General features: G+C 35.0%; 25 protein-coding genes and 4 tRNA genes. 24 read left to right on the top strand and 5 right to left on the bottom strand.

The genetic code is table 11. The features are described from left to right. Positions 1-105: 105 nt before the first annotated feature. Positions 106-897 (bottom strand): YwqG family protein, encoded by a 792-nt coding sequence (locus UtA1_RS01375; RefSeq protein ID WP_096549800.1) that lies wholly within the window; start codon positions 895-897, stop codon positions 106-108. Between the two features lie 143 nt (positions 898-1,040). Further along, complete coding sequence (locus tag UtA1_RS01370) at positions 1,041-2,207, bottom strand: tetracycline resistance MFS efflux pump (RefSeq protein WP_026019077.1); 1,167 nt, start codon at positions 2,205-2,207, stop codon at positions 1,041-1,043. Between the two features lie 248 nt (positions 2,208-2,455). On the opposite strand from UtA1_RS01370, the gene UtA1_RS17765 reads away from it, so the two are divergent. Continuing rightward, the gene (locus UtA1_RS17765; RefSeq protein WP_016838321.1) at positions 2,456-2,587 is read left to right on the top strand and encodes an Lmo0850 family protein; all 132 of its coding nucleotides are present in this window, start codon (positions 2,456-2,458) and stop codon (positions 2,585-2,587) included. 42 nt (positions 2,588-2,629) lie between these two features. Here the strand turns inward: UtA1_RS17765 and UtA1_RS01365 are convergent, their stop codons facing one another. After that, entirely contained in the window at positions 2,630-3,826 is a 1,197-nt protein-coding gene (locus UtA1_RS01365) for an FtsW/RodA/SpoVE family cell cycle protein (protein WP_016838320.1), read from the bottom strand. 204 nt (positions 3,827-4,030) lie between these two features. Here UtA1_RS01365 and UtA1_RS01360 point away from each other — a divergent pair, with 204 nt between their 5' ends. The 5 genes from UtA1_RS01360 (at position 4,031) to UtA1_RS01340 (ending at position 9,937) form a co-directional block, all read left to right on the top strand. Next, entirely contained in the window at positions 4,031-4,780 is a 750-nt protein-coding gene (locus tag UtA1_RS01360) for a hypothetical protein (protein ID WP_096549799.1), read from the top strand. Positions 4,781-4,892: 112 nt separating this feature from the next. Further along, entirely contained in the window at positions 4,893-5,966 is a 1,074-nt protein-coding gene (locus UtA1_RS01355; protein ID WP_096549798.1) for a D-alanine--D-alanine ligase, read from the top strand. Between the two features lie 12 nt (positions 5,967-5,978). Beyond that, entirely contained in the window at positions 5,979-7,343 is a 1,365-nt protein-coding gene (locus UtA1_RS01350) for a UDP-N-acetylmuramoyl-tripeptide--D-alanyl-D-alanine ligase (protein ID WP_096549797.1), read from the top strand. A gap of 122 nt (positions 7,344-7,465) precedes the next feature. Next, positions 7,466-8,161 (top strand): alpha/beta hydrolase, encoded by a 696-nt coding sequence (locus UtA1_RS01345; RefSeq protein ID WP_096549796.1) that lies wholly within the window; start codon positions 7,466-7,468, stop codon positions 8,159-8,161. 339 nt (positions 8,162-8,500) lie between these two features. After that, positions 8,501-9,937, top strand: coding sequence for a DEAD/DEAH box helicase (locus tag UtA1_RS01340; RefSeq protein ID WP_016838315.1), 1,437 nt, complete (start codon positions 8,501-8,503; stop codon positions 9,935-9,937). Between the two features lie 37 nt (positions 9,938-9,974). Here UtA1_RS01340 and UtA1_RS01335 read toward each other — a convergent pair whose 3' ends face one another. Next, positions 9,975-11,558, bottom strand: a complete 1,584-nt coding sequence (locus UtA1_RS01335) for a long-chain-fatty-acid--CoA ligase (protein WP_096549795.1) — start codon at positions 11,556-11,558, stop codon at positions 9,975-9,977. Positions 11,559-11,759: 201 nt separating this feature from the next. Between UtA1_RS01335 and UtA1_RS01330 the strand changes: the two genes are divergently transcribed. After that, complete coding sequence (locus tag UtA1_RS01330; protein ID WP_016838313.1) at positions 11,760-12,242, top strand: PH domain-containing protein; 483 nt, start codon at positions 11,760-11,762, stop codon at positions 12,240-12,242. Next, on the top strand, positions 12,232-13,731 hold the full coding sequence (locus UtA1_RS01325) for a PH domain-containing protein (RefSeq protein ID WP_016838312.1): 1,500 nt from the start codon (positions 12,232-12,234) through the stop codon (positions 13,729-13,731). The genes UtA1_RS01330 and UtA1_RS01325 overlap by 11 nt, the downstream gene beginning before the upstream one ends. 46 nt (positions 13,732-13,777) lie before the next feature. On the opposite strand, the gene UtA1_RS01320 is transcribed toward UtA1_RS01325, so the two are convergent. After that, positions 13,778-14,383: a rhomboid family intramembrane serine protease gene (locus UtA1_RS01320; protein ID WP_016838311.1), complete on the bottom strand. Its 606-nt coding sequence runs from the start codon at positions 14,381-14,383 to the stop codon at positions 13,778-13,780. 70 nt (positions 14,384-14,453) lie between these two features. On the opposite strand from UtA1_RS01320, the gene acpS reads away from it, so the two are divergent. From acpS to UtA1_RS01240, 16 genes are all read left to right on the top strand, one after another. Next, the gene (gene acpS, locus UtA1_RS01315) at positions 14,454-14,810 is read left to right on the top strand and encodes a holo-ACP synthase (RefSeq protein ID WP_016838310.1); all 357 of its coding nucleotides are present in this window, start codon (positions 14,454-14,456) and stop codon (positions 14,808-14,810) included. A gap of 101 nt (positions 14,811-14,911) precedes the next feature. Further along, positions 14,912-15,919: a LolA family protein gene (locus UtA1_RS01310; RefSeq protein ID WP_096549794.1), complete on the top strand. Its 1,008-nt coding sequence runs from the start codon at positions 14,912-14,914 to the stop codon at positions 15,917-15,919. Positions 15,920-16,011: 92 nt separating this feature from the next. Continuing rightward, entirely contained in the window at positions 16,012-17,133 is a 1,122-nt protein-coding gene (alr, locus tag UtA1_RS01305; protein WP_096549793.1) for an alanine racemase, read from the top strand. Between the two features lie 134 nt (positions 17,134-17,267). Then, positions 17,268-17,552: a transcriptional regulator gene (locus UtA1_RS01300; protein WP_096549792.1), complete on the top strand. Its 285-nt coding sequence runs from the start codon at positions 17,268-17,270 to the stop codon at positions 17,550-17,552. Positions 17,553-17,557: 5 nt separating this feature from the next. Beyond that, positions 17,558-17,908, top strand: coding sequence for a type II toxin-antitoxin system PemK/MazF family toxin (locus UtA1_RS01295; RefSeq protein WP_096549791.1), 351 nt, complete (start codon positions 17,558-17,560; stop codon positions 17,906-17,908). A 324-nt stretch (positions 17,909-18,232) separates the two neighbouring features. Continuing rightward, a complete protein-coding gene (locus UtA1_RS01290; protein ID WP_096549790.1) occupies positions 18,233-18,634 on the top strand; it encodes an anti-sigma regulatory factor in 402 nt (133 codons plus the stop codon). Between the two features lie 14 nt (positions 18,635-18,648). Beyond that, positions 18,649-19,647 (top strand): PP2C family protein-serine/threonine phosphatase, encoded by a 999-nt coding sequence (locus tag UtA1_RS01285; protein ID WP_016838304.1) that lies wholly within the window; start codon positions 18,649-18,651, stop codon positions 19,645-19,647. Positions 19,648-19,721: 74 nt separating this feature from the next. Further along, positions 19,722-20,066, top strand: a complete 345-nt coding sequence (locus tag UtA1_RS01280) for an STAS domain-containing protein (RefSeq protein ID WP_016838303.1) — start codon at positions 19,722-19,724, stop codon at positions 20,064-20,066. Continuing rightward, complete coding sequence (gene rsbW, locus UtA1_RS01275; RefSeq protein ID WP_096549789.1) at positions 20,053-20,526, top strand: anti-sigma B factor RsbW; 474 nt, start codon at positions 20,053-20,055, stop codon at positions 20,524-20,526. Before UtA1_RS01280 ends, rsbW begins: the two co-directional genes overlap by 14 nt. Continuing rightward, a complete protein-coding gene (gene sigB / locus UtA1_RS01270) occupies positions 20,501-21,283 on the top strand; it encodes an RNA polymerase sigma factor SigB (protein ID WP_096549788.1) in 783 nt (260 codons plus the stop codon). Before rsbW ends, sigB begins: the two co-directional genes overlap by 26 nt. A 181-nt stretch (positions 21,284-21,464) precedes the next feature. Further along, positions 21,465-23,654 carry a Tex family protein gene (locus UtA1_RS01265; protein WP_096549787.1) on the top strand — a complete coding sequence of 730 codons (2,190 nt, stop codon included), beginning with the start codon at positions 21,465-21,467 and terminating at the stop codon, positions 23,652-23,654. 156 nt (positions 23,655-23,810) lie between these two features. Then, a complete protein-coding gene (locus UtA1_RS01260; RefSeq protein ID WP_096552354.1) occupies positions 23,811-24,281 on the top strand; it encodes a SprT family protein in 471 nt (156 codons plus the stop codon). A 180-nt stretch (positions 24,282-24,461) separates the two neighbouring features. Continuing rightward, a tRNA-Asn gene (locus tag UtA1_RS01255) sits at positions 24,462-24,536 on the top strand. A 1-nt stretch (position 24,537) separates the two neighbouring features. Then, positions 24,538-24,609: transfer RNA gene (locus UtA1_RS01250), tRNA-Glu, on the top strand. A 9-nt stretch (positions 24,610-24,618) separates the two neighbouring features. Then, positions 24,619-24,694, top strand: a tRNA-Asp gene (locus UtA1_RS01245). A gap of 4 nt (positions 24,695-24,698) precedes the next feature. After that, positions 24,699-24,773, top strand: a tRNA-Gln gene (locus tag UtA1_RS01240). Positions 24,774-24,776: the final 3 nt, after the last annotated feature.

Genomic DNA, 24,776 nt, shown 5'->3' with positions numbered 1-24,776 from the left:
ACCCACCTACTCCCCCAGTAATTATATATTATTATAACGTATTTATTGATTAGATAGAAATTATTGGCATATAAAAAGGCAACCACTTGATTGGTTGCCCATTAGCTAGTACTGTTCAGCCTGCAAATATATATCAGTAAAATCACATTGGGCGAGTTTTTTGCTATTAATAAAAAATTTGATGATTCCAGAGTCTCCCCACATAATATTTTGCTCATCATCTGAAACCATTTGTAATAGTAGCGTATCATACCGTTTTAACAGGGTTGAATGGGTTCTAGTATCTTGGTGAATGAAGTAGGGATATCCTCCGATTTTATGCTCTGCTCCTAAAAAATGTTCAAAATAATGTTCTTCAAGTGTACGTCCATCATGAAGCTGTTTATTTAGATCTGAGTGACTGATATATTTGGTTAATCGATAATCCATTGCAGAAACTGGTTCGACCGTATAGATAAATCGGAGTGACATCTCATTTCTTATCGGAGAGTATGCAAAGTTTGGCAGAAATGAAAAATCTGTGACTAGTTCATGTTCAGGTAATATATTGGGATAATAGCGAACTTTAAAATAATGTTGAAAAATCTCTTCGGTCAGTTGATACTTTGCTAATGAAGGTGAAATGAAAAATTGCAATATTCCTCGTGAAGGAAATGGATGAAACGAATGACATTGTTCAAAATTTATTTGAGCAAGAAGTATTAAATAATTCCCATCTATATCTTTTGGATACTTCATAGTTTTTGGTAAATATGGATAACCAGCAAATTTACTATCAGTGAAATTGGTTTGTTGAATGGTAGGTAAAATATTTATTGCTTTTAATACTGATGCTTCTAGTCTTGTACGAATCCCTTCAAATTGGGACGGCAATCGTAACAAATATGAAAAGTCCAAGTTCTATCCTCCAACACATTTTTATTATTCTTATAACCGTTTGTAGTAAATATATGCATAAAAATATGTTGTTACCTTTTCTAAAATATGAAAAAGGGGCGCTTGAAGGATTTAGCGCTCCCTTTTTATTGATAATTAGCTATTTATTCAAATTCAGTGCGAAGGGATTTTTTTGAACGACTGAAAATGAAAATGAATACGATGATAATCAAACTAATGATGAACGAGATGTAATAAGTTAGAGACATTCCAACTTTAAATAAAACAGTGAAAAATAACGGTCCGATAATTCGACCTAAGTTATCCATGGAGTAAGAAAGTCCGGCAGCGAGACCGTATTTTCCTCCGGATTCTTTAGTTGTTAGCGAAACAACACATGTTCTAGCTAATGCATTACCTGCTGTAAACACGCATAGAGCAATGCCGGCCGTTACCAGGCTAGATGTTAGAGCAATTAATAATAGCCCGATAGCAGTCACGATTTGAGCTGCAAACAGCCATTTTGTTTCTGTACCATCTTTTATTTGTCGAATGACTCCTCCTTGAATGAAAGCATCGACAAATCCACTAAACATAAATAAATATCCTAGTTGAAGGGGAGTGATGCTGATGCGATTAATTTGGAACAATTGAAATGTTGCTTCTACTCCCGCTAACGTAAATGTAACGAAAAATGAAAAGAGAAATAAATATCGAACGCGATATTGGAAAAGCGTGGATGCGCCTTTTGGTATGATTTGCCGCTTGTTTGCTTCTCCTTTTCTTTCAGGTTCTTTTAATCCAATGAGTGCGATAACAAAGAGAATGGCAATTAGAGCTGCTGACGCAGTGAAAGGAAGATGCAAACTCTTTTCACCGAGCACTCCGCCAATCGCAGGACCAAAAATGAACCCTAGACCAATCGACATGCCCATTAAGCCCATATATTTATTGCGATTCTCGTTTGTGGATATATCACTGATATATCCTGTGACAGATGTATATAAAGCCCCAGAAAACAATCCACCAACGATGCGTGAAAAATATAGCATAAATAAATGATCGATAAATAAGCTGAAAATAAGAAAACTTAAACAAAAACCAACAAGACCTACTAAGATTAAATGTTTTCTGCCAAATTTATCAGATAATTGTCCCCAAAAAGGTGCTGTAAAGAAGCTGGCTAATGCGTAAACCGTTAATAACCCGCCAACATGAACTTCATTCCATTGGTTTTGCACAATTACTTCCGGCAAAACAGGAATAATAATTCCGAATCCCAAATAAACGAGAAATTGTATAGCTAATAATAGAACAATCTTTTTCATAATGTTCCTGCCTTTATAAATTTTAAATTAGTATGAACACTGTACATTGTAACTTTACCGATTTTTGAAAACAAGTAAATTCAATATGCCATAAATTTTTAGGGCATTTTATTTGACAAGATTGTAGTTGTAACATTTTTGAAAAATTAAACGGAATAGAATCATGGTAAAATATTTTGAGGATATTTGTACGAAACTTTTTTCACTATTTGTACGTTGTAAATAATATAATGTGAGGATAGGTGGTTGGAATGGGCAAGGAAGTGGATTTGAGAAAGATTGCTTCAAAATTATCGAAATTAGGGGTAACTGCAACTGTAACAAAGTCACGGCTAGAATTGTTAAAAGTATTAGCACCACCAAAAACTACTTCCCAATATTGATTTGGTTGAACGAAAAAATTCCCGCATCGGCGGGAATTTTTTTCATAATTCATCATCTTCATTTGCTGAGAACATGTATTTTTTGTAATGAAACTTCATGCTAAATACAAGACCAATAGCAAGGGCATTTCCCATAAGTGAACTTCCACCGTAACTAATAAACGGTAAAGGGATTCCGGTAATCGGAAGTAGTTGTATTGTCATTCCGATGTTTTCAAAAACATGGAAGGTAATCATTGCGATAATACCAGCACACACATATGTACAGAATGGATCTTTTAATGTGAGTGTGATTTTTGTTAAATGGTAAATTAATAGGAAATAAAGACAAATGACGAAACTAGCACCTATAAATCCCCATTCCTCGCCGATTACGGCAAAGATAAAATCGGTATGGTTTTCTGCTACATATACTTCACGGTTCATATATCCTTTGCCGAAAATTTCTCCTGAACCAATGGCATTGAGTGAAGTGATTAAATGATAACCAGCTTTATCTGCATATGAGTATGGATCAATCCATGAATATATTCGTCCGAAATGGTAAGGTTTTACTCCTAAATATTCTGCAAGAAAATCTTGCATATATAAAGCCATCCATAAAATTAATCCGGCAATGCTCATACCACTGATAAAAATAGGTAGAATAATCTTCCATGAAATTCCTGCAACAACAATGAGTGCAGCAGTAATGGCAATAAATACTAGTGATGAACCTAAATCAGGTTGCTGCATGATAAGAGCAAGCGGAATGAATAATGACAAACCAATTTTTCCTAAAAGTAAAAAGTCTGTTTTAAGTGTTTTACTTACATACTTTTCATGGTGAGTGCTAATCAGTCTTGCGGTTGCAAGAATAAAAAAAGTTTTCATAAATTCAGAAGGTTGAATACTTCCGAGACCTGGTATATGATACCAGCTTTTTGCTCCGTTTTTTGGCTCCCCTATTTGGCCTTGACCTTCTGGCATAAAAATAAGTACAAATAAGAGTAAAATTCCAAAACCATATAAATACCAAGACATTTTTTTATATTGCTCCGGCTCGAAATACATGACAAAAGCAACGATGAAGGAACCAATCACGTACCATTGTAATTGTTTAAAAACAAAATTTATTTGACCATATTGCCCTGTCGTTTGAGCGGAAGAAATAGCTACTAAACTAATAATTAAAAACATGACGAGTATGGCAGCAAGTTTCCAATCGAATCTTTCTGCAAAATTTCTGTTATTCTCCATTTTGTCCACCTATGTTCTATAATATTGCAATCAACAAAGCTCTTCATCAATATACTGTATCATATTCTATATGGTATTATAGCGAAAATATGATTTTATCCGATTAAAACACAACAATAAGACGAAACCTTTGTGAAATTGTTTCAAAAAACATAATTACATCTTATAATAAACTTAACTGTTGCGGTATTGGAGAGTGATCGAATGGCTAAAAAATATAAGACGGTTGATGATTATTTTTACCATTTGTTTATACATATGAACGATGTTGATCGCTTTGTTATTTTTAGCGGTTTGTCATTAAAACAATTTATTGGAGCAATCGATTCAATCAAAAATATTTTACTGTTAAAACACAATTACGAAGATGGTTTATTTAATATGCATACCCAGCTAGATTATATTCCAAGCGATGAAATAAAAAACTTTGTTAAAAAAGTGGATGATACAAATCAAGATTTGTGCTGGGTTGATTTTGCTGACGAAAGGCATGTAAATCAGCTTACTCCCATTGAGCAAGCAGAATTATTATATTTAGCTCATAAAAAGGAACCTGTTTCAACACCGTTTTTTGTGAACCTGCAAAATCGTTATGTGTATTGTTCATCCGCAGCTGATCAAACAACGAAAATTTATTTTCGCTACTTAGAAGATTTTGAGACTCTCATTTCAGCACTTATCAATAATATTATAAAAGAAAACGGAGGAAATGGGGGTTTTTGGCGAAGAAAGTCGAAGGAAACAATTCCAACGATTGACGTCTCATTATTAAAAGCATATCGCAATTATTTTAAAGAAGGTGCCTTGATTTCACTTTATAAAGTGGATAAACCAGACAACCACTTTGGCTTAGAAATTCGCACACTCTCCGATTATGATTATCCTGATGAAGTATGGAATGATTTAAAAATGATTTTAAAACAAGAACATGATGAACTTATTAAACTGAAGTAAACTTCCCTGTCCAAGGGTATTGCCAAATGACAGGGAGTTTTTTCTTTTTAGCATTCATGAATTAAATCTTTTCATGATAAACTAGTATTACTCAAAAGTTGGAGGTCGAAAAATGAAAAAACGAATCGGATTATTATATGGGGGGAAATCCGCGGAGCATGAAGTATCACTAATAACGGCTACAGCGGTAACCAAAGCTATCGATTTTGATAAATATGAAGTAATTCCGATTTATATTACCATTGATGGCGAATGGTGCAGAGGTCCTCAGTTAACGAAACCAGCTGAATCTATTGAAGAATTACAATTTACAAAGAAAGAAAGTAAACCAAACTACATTCTTGAATTTATTTTGGATGAGAATCAGGAACAAGCAAAATTTGATGTGATTTTTCCATTGCTCCACGGTACTTATGGTGAGGATGGCACAGTACAAGGATTGCTTGAATTATTGAACCTTCCTTATGTTGGAAATGGTGTTCTATCCTCTTCAGCTGGAATGGATAAGGTTGTCATGAAGCAATTGTTTAGCATTGCAGGACTAAATCAAGTACCATTCGTTTATTTTATTCGATATGAATGGGACCATAACAAAGAGGCATTGCTTTCAAAGTGTGAACGTGAATTAACTTATCCGATGTTTGTTAAACCGGCAAACCTAGGTTCTAGCGTAGGAATAAGCAAAGCATCGAACAGAGAAGAATTAGAGAAATCGATTAATATCGCTTTTAAATATGATCGGAAAGTAGTTGTAGAGCAAGGAATTGAAGCCCGTGAAATTGAAATGGCTGTGCTTGGACATAATGAACCGAAAGTATCCGTAGCAGGAGAAATAAAGCCAACAACTGAGTTTTATGATTACGAATCAAAATATAAGGACGGATCAACAAAATTAATTATTCCGGCAGAAATTACAAAAGAAGTGGAAGAGAAAATGAAAGATATGGCCATTCGTGCCTTTAAAGTTTTAGATTGTTCCGGCTTAGTAAGAGCTGATTTCTTCGTATGTGGAGATGAAGTATTTATAAATGAAGTAAATACGATGCCAGGCTTCACTCCTGTCAGCATGTATCCACTTCTTTGGCAAAACAGTGGGTTAAACTATTCTGAATTAATTGATCAGCTAATCGAATTAGCACTTGAGCGACATAAAGAAAAACAACAACTTCAATTTAATAGAGAATAAGTGGGATGAATGATGAGAAAAAGTATTCAAGACATTGCAAATTGGTTAAATATCGAAGCTGGTGAACATGGTGAAAAAATCGTAACCGGCGTATCCATTGATACAAGAACAATTAAAGAAGGAGATTTATTTATCCCTTTTCGCGGGGAAAAAACGAATGGACATAAATATGTGCTTCAAGCTTTTGAAAAAGGAGCAAGTTGTTCCCTTTGGTTAAAAGATGAACCGAATCCACCAAAAGATGTACCGCTTCTTTTTGTAGAGGATTCTGGGCTCGCGTTGCAACAAATGGCGCGTATGTACCGCAATGAGCTGAAGGCAAAATTCATTGGAATCACAGGTTCGAACGGAAAAACATCTTCAAAAGATATTTTAGCAAGTTTGCTTTCACCATTTTATAAAGTGCAAAAAACGATTGGTAACTTTAATAATGAACTAGGTTTGCCTCTTACAATATTGTCTCTTGATGAAGATACAGAAATTGCAGTTTTAGAAATGGGAATGAGCGGGTTTGGCGAGATTGAGTTTTTATCCACATTAGCTAAACCGCATTATGCTGTTATTACGAATATTGGCGAAGCTCATATGCAAGATTTGGGATCAAGAGAAGGTATAGCGAAGGCGAAATTTGAAATTATTAAGGGATTCGATTCAGAAGGTGTATTATGTTATGACGGTGATGAGCCTCTATTGAGAGCATTAATTGAAATTACTCCCCAATTAAGATCGAAATCATTCGGTTTTCAACAAGGAAATGATTTAATGATTCGAGAAATAGAGACGACGGAAAAGGGCAGCCGCTTTATTGTTGATGGTGAATTAAACGGCGAATTTTTTATTCCGATATTAGGAAAACATCAAGTGAAAAATGCGTTAGGTGCTATGCTTGTCGCAAAATCTTTAGGAATGTCAGATGAACAAATTCGCAAAGGGTTGGAACAAGTATCTCTTACAGATATGCGGATGCAACTTGTTCCTGTTGGAGATGTTTTGTTTATAAATGATGCTTACAACGCAGCACCAACATCAATGAAAGCGGCAATTGAATTCCTCCAATCCACATCGATGCGAAAAGATAAATGGCTAGTTTTAGGAGATATGTTGGAGTTAGGAGATAAAGAGCAACAATTCCATGAAGAATTAGCTAAATACATTGATGAAAATCATATTTCTAGAATATGCTTATTTGGCCCTCGTATGGAATGGTTATATCACAAAATAGCACCAAGATTTACTGGGCGAATATTGCACACGAAAGATGACTACGGGAAAATCGTCGATTATATAAAACAACATGCCGATAAAGACTCGTTAATTTTAATTAAAGGATCTCGAGGTATGAAATTAGAGACGATAATTAATACTTTCAATAAATAAAGAATTCGCCATTAAAGTGGAATTCATGGAGACTCCGGCAGAAAAGAACGGGACGAATGGTGTTCGAAGTGAATTTCACTTTTTTATTTAGAAGAATTCTTCTGCAACAGGAGTGTTTTCTTATGTCTGTTGGTGTATTGATGTTGCATGGATTTTCTGGAGGACCGTATGAGGTACAACCTTTAGCAGAATACATACGAAATCAAACCGATTGGATTGTGGAAGTCCCCACATTTTGTGGTCATGGCGAAACACTTTCATTAAAAGGTTTCACAGCTGAGCATTGGCTGATTGATGCTGAGCTTGCCTATAAAAGATTAGCTAAAAAAGTCGACAAGGTTTATGTTATAGGTTTTTCCATGGGAGGAGTCATCGCTTTATACTTAGGAAAACGATATCCTATAAAGAAAATCGTTTTGCTTAGTGCGGCTGTGAAATATATTGCTCCAAAGCAGTTATTAAGCGATTTACAAAAATTTGCAAAAGAAGCCATTGAAGGACATTTAAAAAATAATGAATTATTCAAGCGATATGAGTATAAACTAAAAAATGTACCTGTTAGTGCAGCAATACAATTTATGAAAATCGTCCGGCAGGTTGAACCATATATTGAGTCAATCAATATACCAACCTTTATTGTTCAAGGAAAATGTGATGGAATCGTTCCGTATACAACCGCTCAATATTTATACGATAAACTTTCATCAAAGGAAAAATATATTTACTTTTCATCTTGTGGTAAACACCATATTTGTTATAGCGACGATTGTGAATCTTGGTTTACGGATGTACTGCATTTTTTACAATCGGAAAAATAAGCTTTAGACAATAGAAGCATTATCGTTGCATAATTTTCATGTACCGTGTAGACTAGGGAGAGCAATGGATACATTTTATACAATTACTCTTCAAAGGGAACGAAGAGTACTTTTTTTTGAGTATATCGGTTTTATTCTATTCGAACATACTGAAATGCATAGAATTGAACCGCTCGGCAAAGACCGGGCTTTCCTTTTCATATAAATAAATGTTTTCTCTAAGTATGAGGATTTATTAATTTGACGGAACGTTCTAACTAAAGGCTCGATATTTGCCGACATTTCATCTGAAAAATGTAACCATTTGTCGACTTAAGAGAAAAAAGGAGATTGAAGAGTTTGACAAATTTTTCAGAATTTAATATTAGTGAATCTACATTGCGTTCGTTAAAACGTATGGGATTTGAAGAAGCAACACCAATTCAAGAAGGAACTATTAAATTTGCTTTAGAAGGCCGCGACATTATCGGACAAGCACAAACAGGTACCGGTAAAACGGCGGCGTTCGGTATTCCGATTATCGAAAAAATTGATACGAATAATCCGGATATTCAAGCATTAATTATTGCACCGACTCGTGAACTAGCTATTCAAGTTTCAGAAGAGCTTTATAAAATTGGATATGACAAGCGAGTAAAAATATTATCTGTTTACGGTGGACAAGATATCGGACGACAAATTCGTGCTTTAAAAAACAAACCGCAAATTATCGTTGGAACTCCAGGTCGAATAATAGATCATATCAACCGTCGTACATTGAAGCTTGAACATGTTCAAACCCTTGTATTGGATGAAGCAGATGAAATGTTAAACATGGGCTTCATTGATGACATTAATGCGATTTTAGAAAAAGTGCCTGAAAATCGCCAAATGTTGTTGTTCTCAGCAACAATGCCGCCAGCGATTCGTAAAATCGCAACGAAATTTATGAAGAATCCAAAAGAAGTGAAAATTAAATCAAAAGAAATGACGGTTGAAAATATTGAACAATATTTTGTGAAAACTCAGGAACGAGAAAAATTTGATATTTTAACTCGTCTTTTGGATGTACATCAACCGGAATTGGCCATCGTATTTGGTCGTACAAAACGCCGTGTAGACGAATTAGCGCAAGCGTTAAATATTCGTGGATATCTAGCAGAAGGTATTCATGGAGACTTGAGCCAATCAAAGCGTTTGTCTGTATTACGTCAGTTTAAAGAAAATAAAATTGATATCCTTGTTGCAACAGATGTGGCGGCACGTGGATTAGATATTTCTGGAGTTTCTCATGTGTATAACTTCGACATTCCTCAAGATCCGGAAAGTTATGTACACCGAATTGGTCGGACTGGGCGTGCAGGGAAATCAGGACTTGCTGTTACATTTGTAACACCAAGAGAGATGGGCTATTTAAGAATCGTTGAAGAAACAACAAATAAACGCATGACGCCTCTGCGCCCACCAACTGAAGACGAAGCATTAGCAGGGCAACAGAAATTGGCGATTGAAAAGCTTGTGGAAGTTGTTCAAGCAAATGATTTAAAAGATTATCGATTGCTAGCAACAGAATTATTGGAAGATTATGATGCAGTGGATCTTATAGCTGCAGCCATCAAATCATTTACAAAAGAGCCGGACGATACTCCAGTGAAAATTACAGAAGAACGTCCGCTTCCAATACGCAAAGAACGTTCAAATGGACGCAGTGGGGGACGAAGTGTTCGCCGAGAACACCGTGGAAGCAGAAGAGAAGGCGGTAAGAAAACGGGAGAACGCCGTCGAGGTAGAAAGTAAGAATAAATGTAAGCAGGAAGGGCTTCCCTCCTGCTTTTTATATTTGTTGAACCGATTCAATATATTGTTTGCGTAATTGAACTTTTTGTATTTTGCCTGAAGCTGTTTTTGGCAATTCATCAACAAAAGATACACTTTTTATTGCCTTAAAATGTGCTAATTTTGAACGAGTGAAGTCGATTAGTTCTTGCTCAGTAACCTGGTAGCCATCTTTTAATACGACAATGGCGTGAGGAGTTTCTCCCCATTTTTCGTGTGGAATAGCAATGACGGCTGCTTCTTTTATAGCAGGGTGTTCATATAATACGCCTTCTACTTCTATGGAAGAGATATTTTCACCGCCACTTATAATAATATCTTTTTTACGGTCAGTTATATCGATATAACCTTTCTCATCAATGGTGCCTACATCGCCTGTATATAACCAACCATTAATGATTGTTTCCATTGTAGCGTTTTCGTTTTTCCAATAGCCTTTCATCACGCCGTGTCCACGAACAATAATTTCTCCCATTGTTTTCCCATCGTGAGGAACTTCTTCGCCGTTTTCATCCACTACTTTTACTTCTGTACCTATAAATGGTGTACCGGCTTTTGCTTTCAATCTCATTTTTTCAACTTCTGAAAGATTTTCATATTGTGAAAGTATTCGGGAACCTAAGCTCAGTGGTGAAGATTCTGTCATTCCATAAACTTGGATGAATTCCCAGCCAAGGTCTTTTTCAACCCGTTCAACAAAGGCAGGAGGTGGTGCAGATCCAGCAATAACAACTCTCACTTTATGAGACACCACAGGTTTATGTTCATCATAATATTGCAATAATGTATTTAATACAGTAGGTGCCATATGAATGACTGTTACTTTATATTTTTGAATAGCATCAAAGATTTGATCAGCTGCAACTTTTCTCAACGTAACGTGAGTTGCTCCATTGGCAGTATAATAAAAAGGTGATCCCCACCCGTTCACATGGAACATCGATAAGACGTGTAAGTATACATCTCGATCTGTAACGCGTAAGAAATGCATCGAGCTTAAAGCATGTAAATAATTGTTTCGGTGTGTTAGAAGGACGCCTTTTGGATTACCAGTTGTTCCGCTTGTATATAATAAACTGCATTCATCATTTTCATCCAAATCAACTCTGTCAAAGTTTGAACCATCAAAAGAAGCAAGCCATTCATCATAATTGATTTCATTTGTTTCACTATTTTTGTTATGAACAATAATTGATTCGACAGTATTTAATTTTGATTTGATTGGTTCAATTAAATGATAAAGTTCTTGATCTACAAACAATACTTTTGACTCGCTATGATTTAAAATAAAAAGATAATCTTCAGGTTTTAAACGAATATTTAAAGGTACCATTACTGCACCAACTTGATATATCCCATAAAAACCTTCAAGCATTTCAATCGTGTTTGGGGCAAGATATGCTACTTTATCATGTTTTTTAATGCCTAAAGATTGTAGCCCCCTTGACAGCTGATTTACTCGGGTGTTGAACTGGTAATAAGTGAATCGCCGATCCCCTTCATAACTGATAATTGCTTCCTTATTTCCGTATAATGCAACGGCTCGATCTAAAAAATGGGTTAAAACTAAAGGTACGTTCATCCAACTACACTCCTTACGTAATGAATAGTGATTTTATTAGACTGAAAATTCTAAAATTTATACAGAGAAAGCACTAGGAAGTCTAATATGATATATATGAATTCACTAAGCTAAAAAATGATGAATTAAAAAAATAAGGAGTTTTGAAACAAAATAAAAGGAAAACCGTATATGAAAGAGATAGATAAGAGGTGAGAGATAATGATAAGAAGAGAACCGGAATATCAAATTCCTAGAAAAGGATTAACGGTATGGAGATTATATGGACTTATTTATACTATTTTTCTATCAATAATTGCTGGAGTAGCTAGTTTTCTTACATATAAATTTGATGGGCCAACATTTATTTATTACATTGCAATTGTTTTTGTTGCCATCCCAGCCTTGGCATTAATTTGGCTATTTCCAAAAATTCGATGGGATCATTGGCGTTATGAAGTTAGGGAACATGAAATTGAAATTCAAAGTGGCTTATTTGTCGTAACGAGAACGTTGATTCCGATGGTTCGAGTACAACATGTGGATACATCACAAGGTCCCATATTAAAAAAATATGATTTAGCAAATATTTCGATTTCAACAGCAGCCACGACCCATGTAATTCCCATGTTAATAACAGAAGAAGCAGACCGTTTGCGAGCAAGAATTTCCGAGTTAGCGAGGGTGGCTGAAGATGATGTATAAAAAGTATAAACTCCATCCAGTTTCGGCTGTTATTAACTTTATAAAGGGATTAAAAGAATTAATTATTCCATTTTTAATTATTGCAGTTGCGAACGGTTTTAAAATTGAGAGTAATGACTTTTGGGAATATATCCCTTTATTAATTTTTTTATTGGTTCTAATATTTTATTTAATTTCCGGGTTTATTAGATGGTGGACTTTTGTTTATTGGTTTGAAGAAAATGAACTAAGAGTGGAATATGGACTATTTATCAAAAAGAAACGTTATATTCCTTTTGATCGCATCCAAAGTTTTAATTATAAAGAATCGATATTCCACCGTATTTTCGGTCTTGTTCAAGTTATGGTAGAAACAGCCGGAAGTACGGATGGTAAACCTGAAGTGGTGTTGACAGCTATAACGAGAGAAGAGGCTTCTCAGATTGAAAGAGAAACAAAGAAAGTAAACATAGAGCAAGCAAGTGAAAATGAATTCGAAGATAAAAACCAATTGGAAGCAGTTGAAGTTCAACAAGATCTTCATGAAATCATTTACAAAATTTCAGCAAAAGACTTATTTCTGCTTGCCACTACATCGAATAGTATAGGAGTGGTTATTGCAGGGGTAGCGGCTTTTATTTCTCAAGTTTCTGAATTTATACCTTACGAAAGGATTTTTGAAGAGCTATCAATATTTATACAATTTGGATTTATGATTGTGTTGATGACCATTTTCTTTACATTTTTAATGGCATGGATTGTATCAATCATCATTACATTTATTAATTACTATGATTTTACAGTTGTTCAAGAGAACGACCGAATTGTAATTACACGCGGTTTATTGGAAAAAAAGCGAATTACGATTCCAAAAAATCGAGTACAAGGAATTAAAATTGTCGAAAATCCTATAAGACAAATGGTTAAATATGCAACAGTCGTTGTAGAAAGCGCAAGCGGTGGTTTTGGAGAACACGATAAAAAAATCATGTTGTTTCCAATCATTTCGAATCAAAGAATGTTAGAACCGTTACGACAATTATTTCCACATTTTGATTTTGAAATGGAACCGGATTTTATTCGTCCACCAAAGAAGGCAAAACCTCATTTTTATAGGATTGATATTCTGTGGCTTCTTCCAATCATTGGATTATGTTCTTACTTCTTTTATCCATTAGGTTTATTTTCGATATTATTTGTACTTCCTGTTCTTATGCTTAGATTATGGCAGTATAAAACAAATGGCTTTATCATTACAGGTAACCAACTAACATTGCGTTATCGTGTGATTAGCCGAGTGACGTTTATTGCAGAAAAGAAACGGATTCAAGTTGTCCAGAGTAAACAAAATTATTTTCAAAAAAGAAAAAACATCGCTTCTATTCAAGCTACCGTTATGTCTGGTATTACAGGTGCAACTGCGAGAGTATCTCATTTAAATGAATCAGATGTAAATGAGTTACTTTCTTGGTTTGAAAAATCAAAGGAAATGAAAAAAGAGGATGCCTAATGCATCCTCTTTTTATATAAAAAATTTTTTATTGTCCAAATTAGTATTATTTCATGCGCCAACGTAATATATTTTTTGGTGAGAAGTAGGCAAGCCCTAACATGAATCCAGTAATTAATCCACCAACGTGGGCGTAAAAGTTCGTATTCGGTTGTAAAAATGTCATAATTAACCCGATGATAATAATTGGCATAATGATTTGTTTTAGTTGCGGCATTGTATTTCTAGTATAGTAGACAAGTGCTGCATAAGCTCCGAAAATACCATAAATTGAACCACTGGCTCCTACGCTGGCATAATCCAAATGTTGAAAAATGAAGGTAGCGACGTTACCAAACAGTCCTGATATTAGGTAAATCGTAAAGAAGCGAATTTTACCAGAAATTCTTTCCAATTCTGGCCCGAATAAAAATAAAGCAAACATGTTAAATAGAATGTGAAAGAATCCTGCATGAATAAAAGTAGCAGTGATTACTCGCCACCATTCGCCTTCAGCGATCAACCTATTCACGCTCATTCCTGAGTAAAAAATTTTATCGCCAATAATAGGAATCAGCGTTAATATGTACACGATTAAGTTCAACGCAATTATCGTTGAAACTACTGGATAGAACTTAATATATTGTCTAAAATTTTCTCTTCGAACAAACATAATAGTCACCTCAATTTATAAAATTATTATACATTGTATTTAGAGATTATTAAAAGGAGAACGCCAACATATGATAAAAGGAATAGGTTTAGATATCGTAGAGATTGATCGAATATATGAGTTAATGAATCGAACAGATAAGTTCCAGAGACGCATTTTATCAGAACGAGAATTGTCCGTTTTTAAAGAGCTTTCTGAAAAAAGAAAATGCGAATTTTTAGCAGGAAGATTTGCAGCAAAAGAAGCTTTCTCCAAAGCAAATGGAACGGGGATAAGGGAGGGATGTGAGTTTCACCAAATTGAAATCTTAAATGATGAACTTGGGAAGCCAATACTTTATTTTAATGGCCAAGCTGTAAATGGTTTTGTCAGCATTACACATTCGAGGGATTATGCTGCAGCACAAGTTATTATTTTGAATTCCTGATTATCAACATGAAATTGTGTTATTGTCCAAAAGTGATAGCATAAACTTCTACTGCCCCTCATATATTTGTCGTATCGAGTTAGAGTAGAAAGGATGGAGTTTTGAGACACAAAGTCATTATATTTTTCGTTTTGCTGTTAAGTGTCGTCGTGCTGAGTGCTTGCGGTAAAGATTCGAAGGAAGAAGTTTTGGAAAAGCTGCACGAAAAATGGGCAGAAGGCAAAGGATACGAACTCGATGCTACAATGGAAATTAAAACAGGAAACGAACCAAGAGTTTATGATGTTAATGTATGGCACACACAACCAGATTTTTATCGAGTTGAAGTTTCTCAAAAAGATGAAAATGTAACCCAAATGATTATTCGAAATAAAGAAGGAGTATTCGTAGTCACACCTTCATTGAAAAAAACGTACAAGTTCCAAAGTGAATGGCCAAAACAAAATAGCCAACCGTATCTAATTGGAGCGTTAGCTGAAGACTTGTTGGCTGATGAAAATGTTGTGATGGAGGAAACGGAAGATAGCTATATCTTTACTGTTGCAACGAGAAATAATCATAAGAGCATCATGCCTACTCAAAGAGTAACCGTAGATAAGAAAACATTGCTCCCAAAAAGTGTTTCAATATTAGACGAGTCTGAAGAAGAGCAAATGCTAATTACATTTAAAAAGATCGATTTAGGTGTGCAGCATAAAGAAAAAGAATATGCAGTTGAACAATTTACGAAAGAAAATGAACCAAATGTAGCGACCGAAAAAGAAAGTACTGAATTCCAAACACATTATCCAATATTAACTTGGGGTAACACAACTTTAGTGGATGAAAAACGTATTGAAAACGACGGCGTAGAGCGTGTTATTCTCACATTTGAAGGTGATAAGTCCTTCACATTAGTACAAGAACCGATTGAGCTAGGCGAATCTGCAACAATTCCTGTATTCCAACCAGGAGATCCACTAGATTTAGGATTTACAATTGGTGCTATTACAGACCATTCAATTAGTTGGGAAAAAGATGGTATTTCATTCTTCATTGCTTCCAATGATTTAACGAAGGAAGAATTGATTGAAGTTGCAGCGTCAGTTACAGCGGGTAGTTTGAAGTAATTTCATTGCTTTGTTGGACGGAGAGATTTACAATACAAACAAGAAAGCTTAAGATTTGAAGTTTAAAAAAAATAAAAGAGGGAATACTTAATATGCGTAACAATAAGCACTTCCGTCCAACAAAAGCAATTATTGATTTAAATGCAATAAAATACAATGTAAATGAATTAAAAAAACATATTCAACCCAATGTTCAAATTATTGCAGTCGTGAAAGCGAATGCTTATGGACATGGAGATATTGAAGTAGCGAAAGCGGCGTTGGAAGCTGGAGCAAGCATGCTCGCAGTAGCTACTCCTGACGAAGCTCTTCATGTTCGGAAACATATACCGACAGCCGAAATATTAGTGCTAGGATATTCACCAGCATCCTTTGCAGATTACGCAGCAGAAGAAAATATTACATTAACGGTATATTCTCCAAATTGGGTTGAAGAAGCAAAAAAAGTTTGCAACAAGTCACTGAAACTACATATTAAAGTAGATACTGGAATGAATCGTATTGGCGTAACAACAGTAAAAGAGTTGCGCTCCCTGTATGATGCAATTCAATCGGCAGAGCACTTTATACTTGATGGAATTTTTACTCATTTTGCAACAGCAGATGAAGAGGATGATTCTTACTTCCAAAAACAAGTTCATCGATTTGAACAATTTATAAAAGCATTACCTGAAAAACCGAGAATCGTTCATGTCGCGAATACTGCAACCACATTAGTAAAAGATGCGCGTTTGCAGTATGATGCAGTACGTTTCGGTATTTCAATGTATGGATTAGCACCATCAAAATATGTAAAATCGAATCATCCTTTTCCATTTAAACCTGCTTTTTCATTGGAAACGGAATTAGTAGCAATAAAACAAATCGGACCTGGGGAGTCTGTTGGTTATGGAGCTACATTTACTGTTAATGAACCAACTTATATCGGTACATTACCGATTGGTTATGCAGATGGATTAATTCGCAAATATAGCGGACAGGATGTATTGATTGATGGAAAACGAGTACCTATTGTCGGACGAATTTGTATGGATCAATGTATGATTGCTTTACCTACTGCATATAATATTGGTGAAAAAGTTGTTTTAATTGGAAAGCAAAAAAATGAAGAAATTACTATTGATGAGTGGGCTGCTAAAGTAGATACAATTAACTACGAAGTTCCTTGCATCATCACTTCCAGAGTACCGAGAATTTATTACAAAAATGACTAAAATACGACAAAATCCTCAACAAAAACTGTAAAAACATCAGAATTTGTAACATCTTGTCTTTTCAACTCTATATTCAGATGATAGAATGAGATAGAGTGATGAGAAAAGGTACGGTTTTTGTGGAGGTGCTTGTTGTGTACGCAAAAAAAGTGAATGGTGCAAAGGAAGTAAAGGTGGCTCTTCCTCAGGAAATGGTCATGGAATTTTGCGGTGGAAATTTAGAATATTCGAATAATGAAATGTTTATTTTTACGTTTAAAAGAAGAGAAGCTGCGTGCAAGCAACCAAATCAAATACGGGAAGCTTTGAGAAAAGGCTATGTAGAAATGGCTCAAATTAATTTGTCGATTTCATGTGAATGTCTACATGCCGAGTATGAAGCAGAACATACAGTGGAGCGTCTCGTAAGCGGGGGATGACATTATTGATTGTAAAACGTGGGGACGTTTTCTTCGCAGACTTGTCGCCTGTTGTAGGTTCTGAACAGGGCGGTACAAGGCCTGTGTTAATTATCCAAAATGATATTGGGAATCGATTTAGTCCTACTGTGATTATTGCTGCAATTACTGCGCAAATTCAAAAAGCAAAATTACCTACCCATGTCGAAATAGATGCGAAAAAATATGGATTCGAAAGGGACTCGGTAATTTTGCTTGAACAATTGCGCACTATAGATAAGTCCAGATTAACCGACCGAATAACCCATCTGGACGATGAGCTGATGGAAAAAGTCGATATCGCTTTGGAAATAAGTTTAGGTTTAATAAAATTTTAATACATATTCGATGAGGCTAATAAAGCAAACGATGCTTTATTAGCTTTTTTTGCTTAAAAAAGAGGAGAATGCAAAGATGATTTAGAAAATAATATTAATTAGATAGAAATAATAATTCGATCGTTCTTATCAAAAATATCTAAATTTTCGAAAGTACCGTCATTGCGGCTATATTTATGTAATTGATGGAAGATTATTCAATACGTTATATTAAATATATAAAATACTATTTTTATCAATATCCTTATCAATATTTTTAACTACATATTGTTTTAATAGAATAAAGACCTAGTGATTAGGGAAAATCAATGGGGGTGTTAATAAATGAGAGATCACCCGACAGTAAATATAGTTACGGAATTAGATATAGTTGCTGCACGTCGATTAAGCCGCTATTTAGCCAAGGAAATTGGCTTTGAAGTTGTTGATCAAGCAAGAATTGCCACCGCTACAAGTGAATTAGCAAAAAATATTTATTTATATGCCACCATGGGGGAAATTATTGTCGAAAAATTAGAGAAAGATGGACGAAAAGGAATTGCTATTACAGCAATAGATAATGGTCCAGGTATTTCTGATCCTCGCAAAATCCTGGAAGATAATTATACAACATCCAATAGCCAAGGAGTCGGACTTCCAGGTGTAAAACGATTAATGGATTCTTTCCAAATCAATTCTGAATTAGGTAAAGGAACTGTGATAAGGATTGAAAAGTGGTTGGAATAGGGAGTGTATTCCTCTTGAAAGAATTAAAAGTCCAATATCAAAAAGTTTTATCAGATTATTTATTAAATCAAAATGAAAGCAATCTATACATCGGTCAAAATTTAGTGCGCCAATTAATGAAGAGTAATGTTTCTCCTGAAGATTTAGTTAGTATTCATAAACAGTCGCTAGAATATATTGTTCCAGATCTTCCTGATTCTGTATTAAATTCTTTTGATTTTTTAATCGAAGTGATGGTTGACTTTGGATTGATGTTAAAGGAACATCAAAGTTTATTATTAAAGCAAGAAGAGATTCGAATTGAAATGGAAATAGCCGCAAAAATTCAGAATTTATTGCTTGAAACAAAAATTCCGAAACCAAACGGTCTTGATATTGGAATGGTTTCTGTGCCTGTTCGAAAAATGAATGGTGACTATGTTCACTTTATGCATGATGATGGGAAATATTTTAGTGTAGCTGTTACGGATGTAGTTGGCAAAGGTGTACCTGCAGCACTATGTATGTCGATGGTGAAATATGGTTTGGATACGTTAGAATATGCAAACAATAATCCTTCCTATGTTTTAGAAGTATTAAATCGCATTATTGAAAAGAGCGTTGATGACAGTATGTTCGTATCCATGTTTTACGGTCGATATGATTTAGAAAAGGATATATTTACTTTTGGTTCCGCGGGGCATGAACCTGCACTCTACTATAACTCCAAACAACAAACATTTACAGATTTAGATTCTAATGGATTATTATTAGGAGTATTGCCTGAGATGAAGTACTCTCAAACTGACATTCATCTATCAGAAAATGATTTTATTATTATGATTACTGATGGTGTAACTGAATTTAGAAAAATGGACAACTTTGACTCACGAACATATATTAAGGAATTAGCGAAATCGTTAAATCATTTAAGTGCGCAAGAAATGTGTGAGAAGATTTTTGAATACTTAAATAAATTGCAAGATTTTCTATTGGAAGATGATTTTACTATTGTTACAATTAAAAAATATTAGAAAGTAATATAATTTTAGGTTTAATCATTGTATTTTGGGGGAAAGGTACTTTAGTCAATTTGGAGGTGTCCTGGATGAATGTCAATGTACAATTTCGGGAAGAAGGGAATCGTATATATGGGGTAATAGAAGGAGAAATCGACACTTACACTGCTCCAATGTTAAGGGAGGAACTAGAGGTAATCACAATCAATAAAAGTTCGATTATTGAATTAGACCTATCAAAAGTTACCTATATGGATAGTACGGGATTGGGAGTTTTTGTTGCATTTTATAAAAAAGTATTAAAAGAAAATGCCGAATTAAAGTTAGTACGCCTATCTAGTCGCTTAGCTAGATTGTTTGAAATCACTGGGCTGAGTGAATTAATGGATATTGAAACTGATAAAAAGGTGGAACCAGCTAATGAGTGCATTTGATTATGTAGAAATACGAATTCCTGCAAAGCCACAATATGTAAGTGTTATTAGGCTTTCGATATCTGGTTTAGCAACTCGAGTAGGCTTTTTTTATGATGAAATTGAAGATATGAAAATTGCAGTCAGTGAAGCGGTTACAAATGTAGTGCAACACGCCTATTATGGTATGGATGAAGGAGAAATCGTCATCGGCTGTGCACTGTACAATAATAAAATGGAAATTATGGTTTCAGATTATGGAAATGGATTTAATTTCGAAGAGATTAAGTCAAAAATTGGACCATATCGAGAAGACGAAAATATTAGAAGTTTACGAGAAGGCGGACTAGGTCTTTATTTAATGGAAACTTTAATGGACGAGGTGAGAGTGAACAATGAAGGTGGAGTTACTGTTTTCATGACGAAATATGTCGCAAGAGAGCAGGTGAAAGAAAATGTCCACAAAATCCCAATCACTTAGGCTCGAAGAAGAAGTTGTTTCTTTCATTCTCCAATATCAACAAACAGGAGATGAAGAACTTCTGACAAGTATTGTGCTTCATTATGAGAATTTAGTTGAATCCATTGCAAAAAAATATTCCTATGGAAAATCGCTTTATGATGATGTGTTTCAAGTTGGGATGTTGGGATTGTTAGGTGCAATAAAACGTTATGATCCCTCTCTTGGCAAGAATTTTGAAGTTTTTGCTATTCCGACAATTATTGGTGAAATTAAACGTTTTTTGCGTGATAAAACTTGGGATGTTCATGTTCCACGCCGTATAAAAGAGTTAGGACCGAAGATAAAATCAGCCGTGGAAATGTTAACAGTGAAATTACAGCACTCCCCTACTATTCCAGAAATCGCGAATTACTTAGGTGTTGAAGTGGAAGAAGTATTGGAAGCAATGGAAATCGGGAAAAATTATCAAGCATTATCGATTGATCATTCTATTGAATCAGATACAGATGGAAGTACCGTTACATTATTAGATATGCTAGGAAAAGAGGATGATCGATTCGAGCTTACAAATAAAAGAATTGTATTTTCTGAAGTAATAGATATCTTATCAGAACGGGAAAAGCAAATTCTTCAGCTTACCTTTTTAGATCAATTAAGTCAAAAAGAAGCTGGTGAAATGCTAGGGATTTCTCAAATGCATGTTTCTCGTATACAGAGAAAAGCCCTTGAAAAACTGAAGAGCGCTATTACGACTAATAGCAATGTTTCAATTTAATAGAACAGAAAATGTGGACAAGCCTGCTCACTGGAGTGGGCTATTTTTATATAAGTTTATTACTTACTATTACAAATACATCAATTGGTCATTTAAATAAGCATAATGATAAAATAACTCTGTCTAATAATTTTTAGGCGATTGAATTGGAAAGGTTCTAAGGTAGAAAGGCAGTGGAAAAATGGACGAAAAGCAAATGTTTCAATTGATTGCAAACGACTCAGAAGTTAAACCATCTCAAGTGGAAGCGGTCATTAAATTATTAGAAGACGGGAATACAGTGCCATTCATCGCACGTTATCGTAAAGAAGCAACTGGCTCCCTTGATGAAGTGAAAATTAAATTGATTGAAGAACGCTATCATTATATACAACAACTAGAGCAAAGAAAAGAAGAGGTTATCCGGCTAATCGATGAGCAAGGAAAATTAACAGAAGAATTAGCCGCTGAAATTCGAGCAGCAACGATTTTGCAACGAGTGGAAGATTTATACCGCCCATATAAACAGAAACGTCGAACAAAAGCTACTGTTGCCAAAGAGCGAGGTTTAGAACCGTTAGCTGAAGAATTAATGAAATTTGGAAACGATCCAGTAGAGAAGTTAGCCAGCCCATTCATTAATGAAGAGAAAGAAGTATTCACGGTAGAAGATGCGATAAATGGTGCTAAAGATATTTTAGCTGAACGTTTTTCTGATGATGCAAAAATTCGTGATTTATTAAGAAAACTAACGTGGAGAGAAGGGCTCATTACTACTTCGGTAAAAGATGAGAATAAAGATGAAAAGAAAGTATTTGAAATGTATTATGAATACGAAGAACCTGTAAAATCTATTGTTCCTCACCGAACACTAGCCATCAACCGGGGCGAAAAAGAAGAAGTGCTAAAAGTATCCATCCATGTCCCATTAGAGAAGGCTCTTTTCATCATGGAAAAAGAATGGATTCCGTTCAAATCGAACTCACCTTCAATAACACCGGTGAAAGAAGCAATTGAAGATAGTTACAAACGTCTGATTCAACCTTCAATTGAAAGAGAAATTCGAAACGAATTAACTGAAAAGGCAGAAATTCAAGCAATTCATATTTTCTCAGAAAATTTAAGAAGCTTACTTTTACAACCGCCAATGCGCGGCATTATGGTTCTTGGAATAGACCCTGCATATCGAACGGGTTGCAAATTAGCGGTTGTTGACGAAACCGGAAAAATGTTAGAAGTTTCAGCCATTTACCCACATCCGCCACTTTCGAAAACAGAAGAATCGAAAAAGATAATCAAAGCGTTATTGAATAAATATCCAATTGATATTATTGCAATTGGTAATGGTACGGCATCTAGAGAAACTGAACAATTTATTGCGGATGTTCTAAAAGAAGTGGAACGAAAAGTATCTTATGTCATCGTTAATGAAGCAGGAGCATCCGTATATTCTGCTTCTGAAATTGCTAGGGAAGAATTTCCTGACTTACAAGTAGAACAACGAAGTGCTGTTTCAATCGCAAGACGCCTACAAGATCCATTATCAGAACTCGTAAAAATTGATCCTAAAGCAGTAGGTGTTGGTCAATACCAACATGATGTATCCCAAAAGAAATTAGCAGAATCGTTAACGTTTATTGTAGAGACGGCCGTGAACCAAGTAGGGGTTGATGTAAATACTGCTTCAAGTTCGTTATTGCAATATGTTTCAGGCCTTTCTAAAACTGTAGCGGAAAATATTGTAAAAATGAGAAGTGAAAATGGAAAGTTTACATCACGCACTCAATTGAAAAAAGTTCCTCGACTAGGCGCCAAAACTTATGAACAAGCAATCGGATTCCTGCGGATACCAGATGCAGAAAATCCATTCGATGCAACGGGTATTCACCCAGAAAGCTATTCAATAGCGGAAAGAATACTTGAAATGTGTGGACTAACTCAACAAGATATTGGTACTGAAAAATGTGAAAAGACGCTAAGCGAAGTGAACATGGTAGAGCTAAGCGAGAAATTAAGTGTTGGTGAAATCACAATTAAAGATATTGTAGATAGTTTAATGAAGCCAATGAGAGATCCTCGCGATGAGTTCCCGCAACCCTTGTTAAAAACCGATGTTTTAAAAATGGAAGATTTACAAGTGGGAATGGATTTACAAGGTACTGTTCGAAATGTTGTAGACTTTGGAGCTTTTGTTGATATCGGGGTTAAACAAGATGGACTTGTGCACATTTCAAAATTGAAAAAAGGAAGAGTGAAACATCCGCTTGATGTCGTTTCATTAGGTGATATTGTAACGGTTTGGGTGGAAAAAGTAGAAATTGAAAAAGGTAGAATTTCTTTAACGATGATTCCACCGGAAAAAGAAAATGTTGCTAACGAAATGGAAAAGTGAAAACTTAATAATAGTTGTCATGTTTTAAATGATAAATTATCAGTTCTATTATATTAGAAGTGCTAAGGGTGTCTAAACAACCAGGCACCTCTTTTATTTTTATGATAAACTTGTGTTGAAAAGGGATAAAATATTGTAATGAAGAGCGGTGGGAAAATGACTGATCAAGAGTTACAACAACTAGTGGAACGATTGTCTTTAGAGTATTTCGGTCGAAAGTTTATACATAAAGCTTATTTTAATCCTAGGTTAAGAACAACAGGAGGACGATACTTGCTTAAAAGTCACAATATTGAAATCAATAAAAAGTCATATGAGCTTTTTGGGATTGATGAATTACGGGGGATTATACTTCACGAACTTTGCCATTATCATTTACATATTCAAGGGAAAGGATATAAGCATCGCGATAAAGATTTTCGAGATTTATTAACTAAAGTTGGAGCACCTAGATATTGTTCTAGAATCGAAGAAAACATTAGAAAATATAATAAGATGATTCATTTATATGAATGCTTATCTTGTAAACAACAATATCCTAGAAAGCGAAGAATAGATGTTAGCAAATATCGTTGTGGTAAATGTTACGGCTTTTTAGAAAAAATTAATGTACCTATGAAAAAATAGCTTTACATTATTAATAATTTATGTTAGATTATTAAAGTCGCTAAATTACTTAGTTAGACCGTTGAATCCTCGAAAGTTACACATATTCATGAAAATAAAAAAATGAAAAAAGTGTTGACTTTTCGACTGACCGTCTTTATAATAATAAAAGTCGGTAGGATGATTCGACAAAATAATTATTCCGAAGTAGCTCAGTGGTAGAGCAATCGGCTGTTAACCGATTGGTCGTAGGTTCGAATCCTACCTTCGGAGCCATGGCCCCTTGGTCAAGTGGTTAAGACACCGCCCTTTCACGGCGGTAACACGGGTTCGAATCCCGTAGGGGTCATTATAATTAGGTCCCGTGGTGTAGCGGTTAACATGCCTGCCTGTCACGCAGGAGATCGCCGGTTCGATCCCGGTCGGGACCGCCATTATTGGGGTATAGCCAAGTGGTAAGGCAACGGATTTTGATTCCGTCATGCCCAGGTTCGAATCCTGGTACCCCAGCCATTC

The sequence above is a fragment of the Ureibacillus thermosphaericus genome, from assembly GCF_002370195.2.
Lineage (GTDB): Bacteria > Bacillota > Bacilli > Bacillales_A > Planococcaceae > Ureibacillus > Ureibacillus thermosphaericus.
This window is presented reverse-complemented; position numbering and strand designations above follow the sequence as displayed.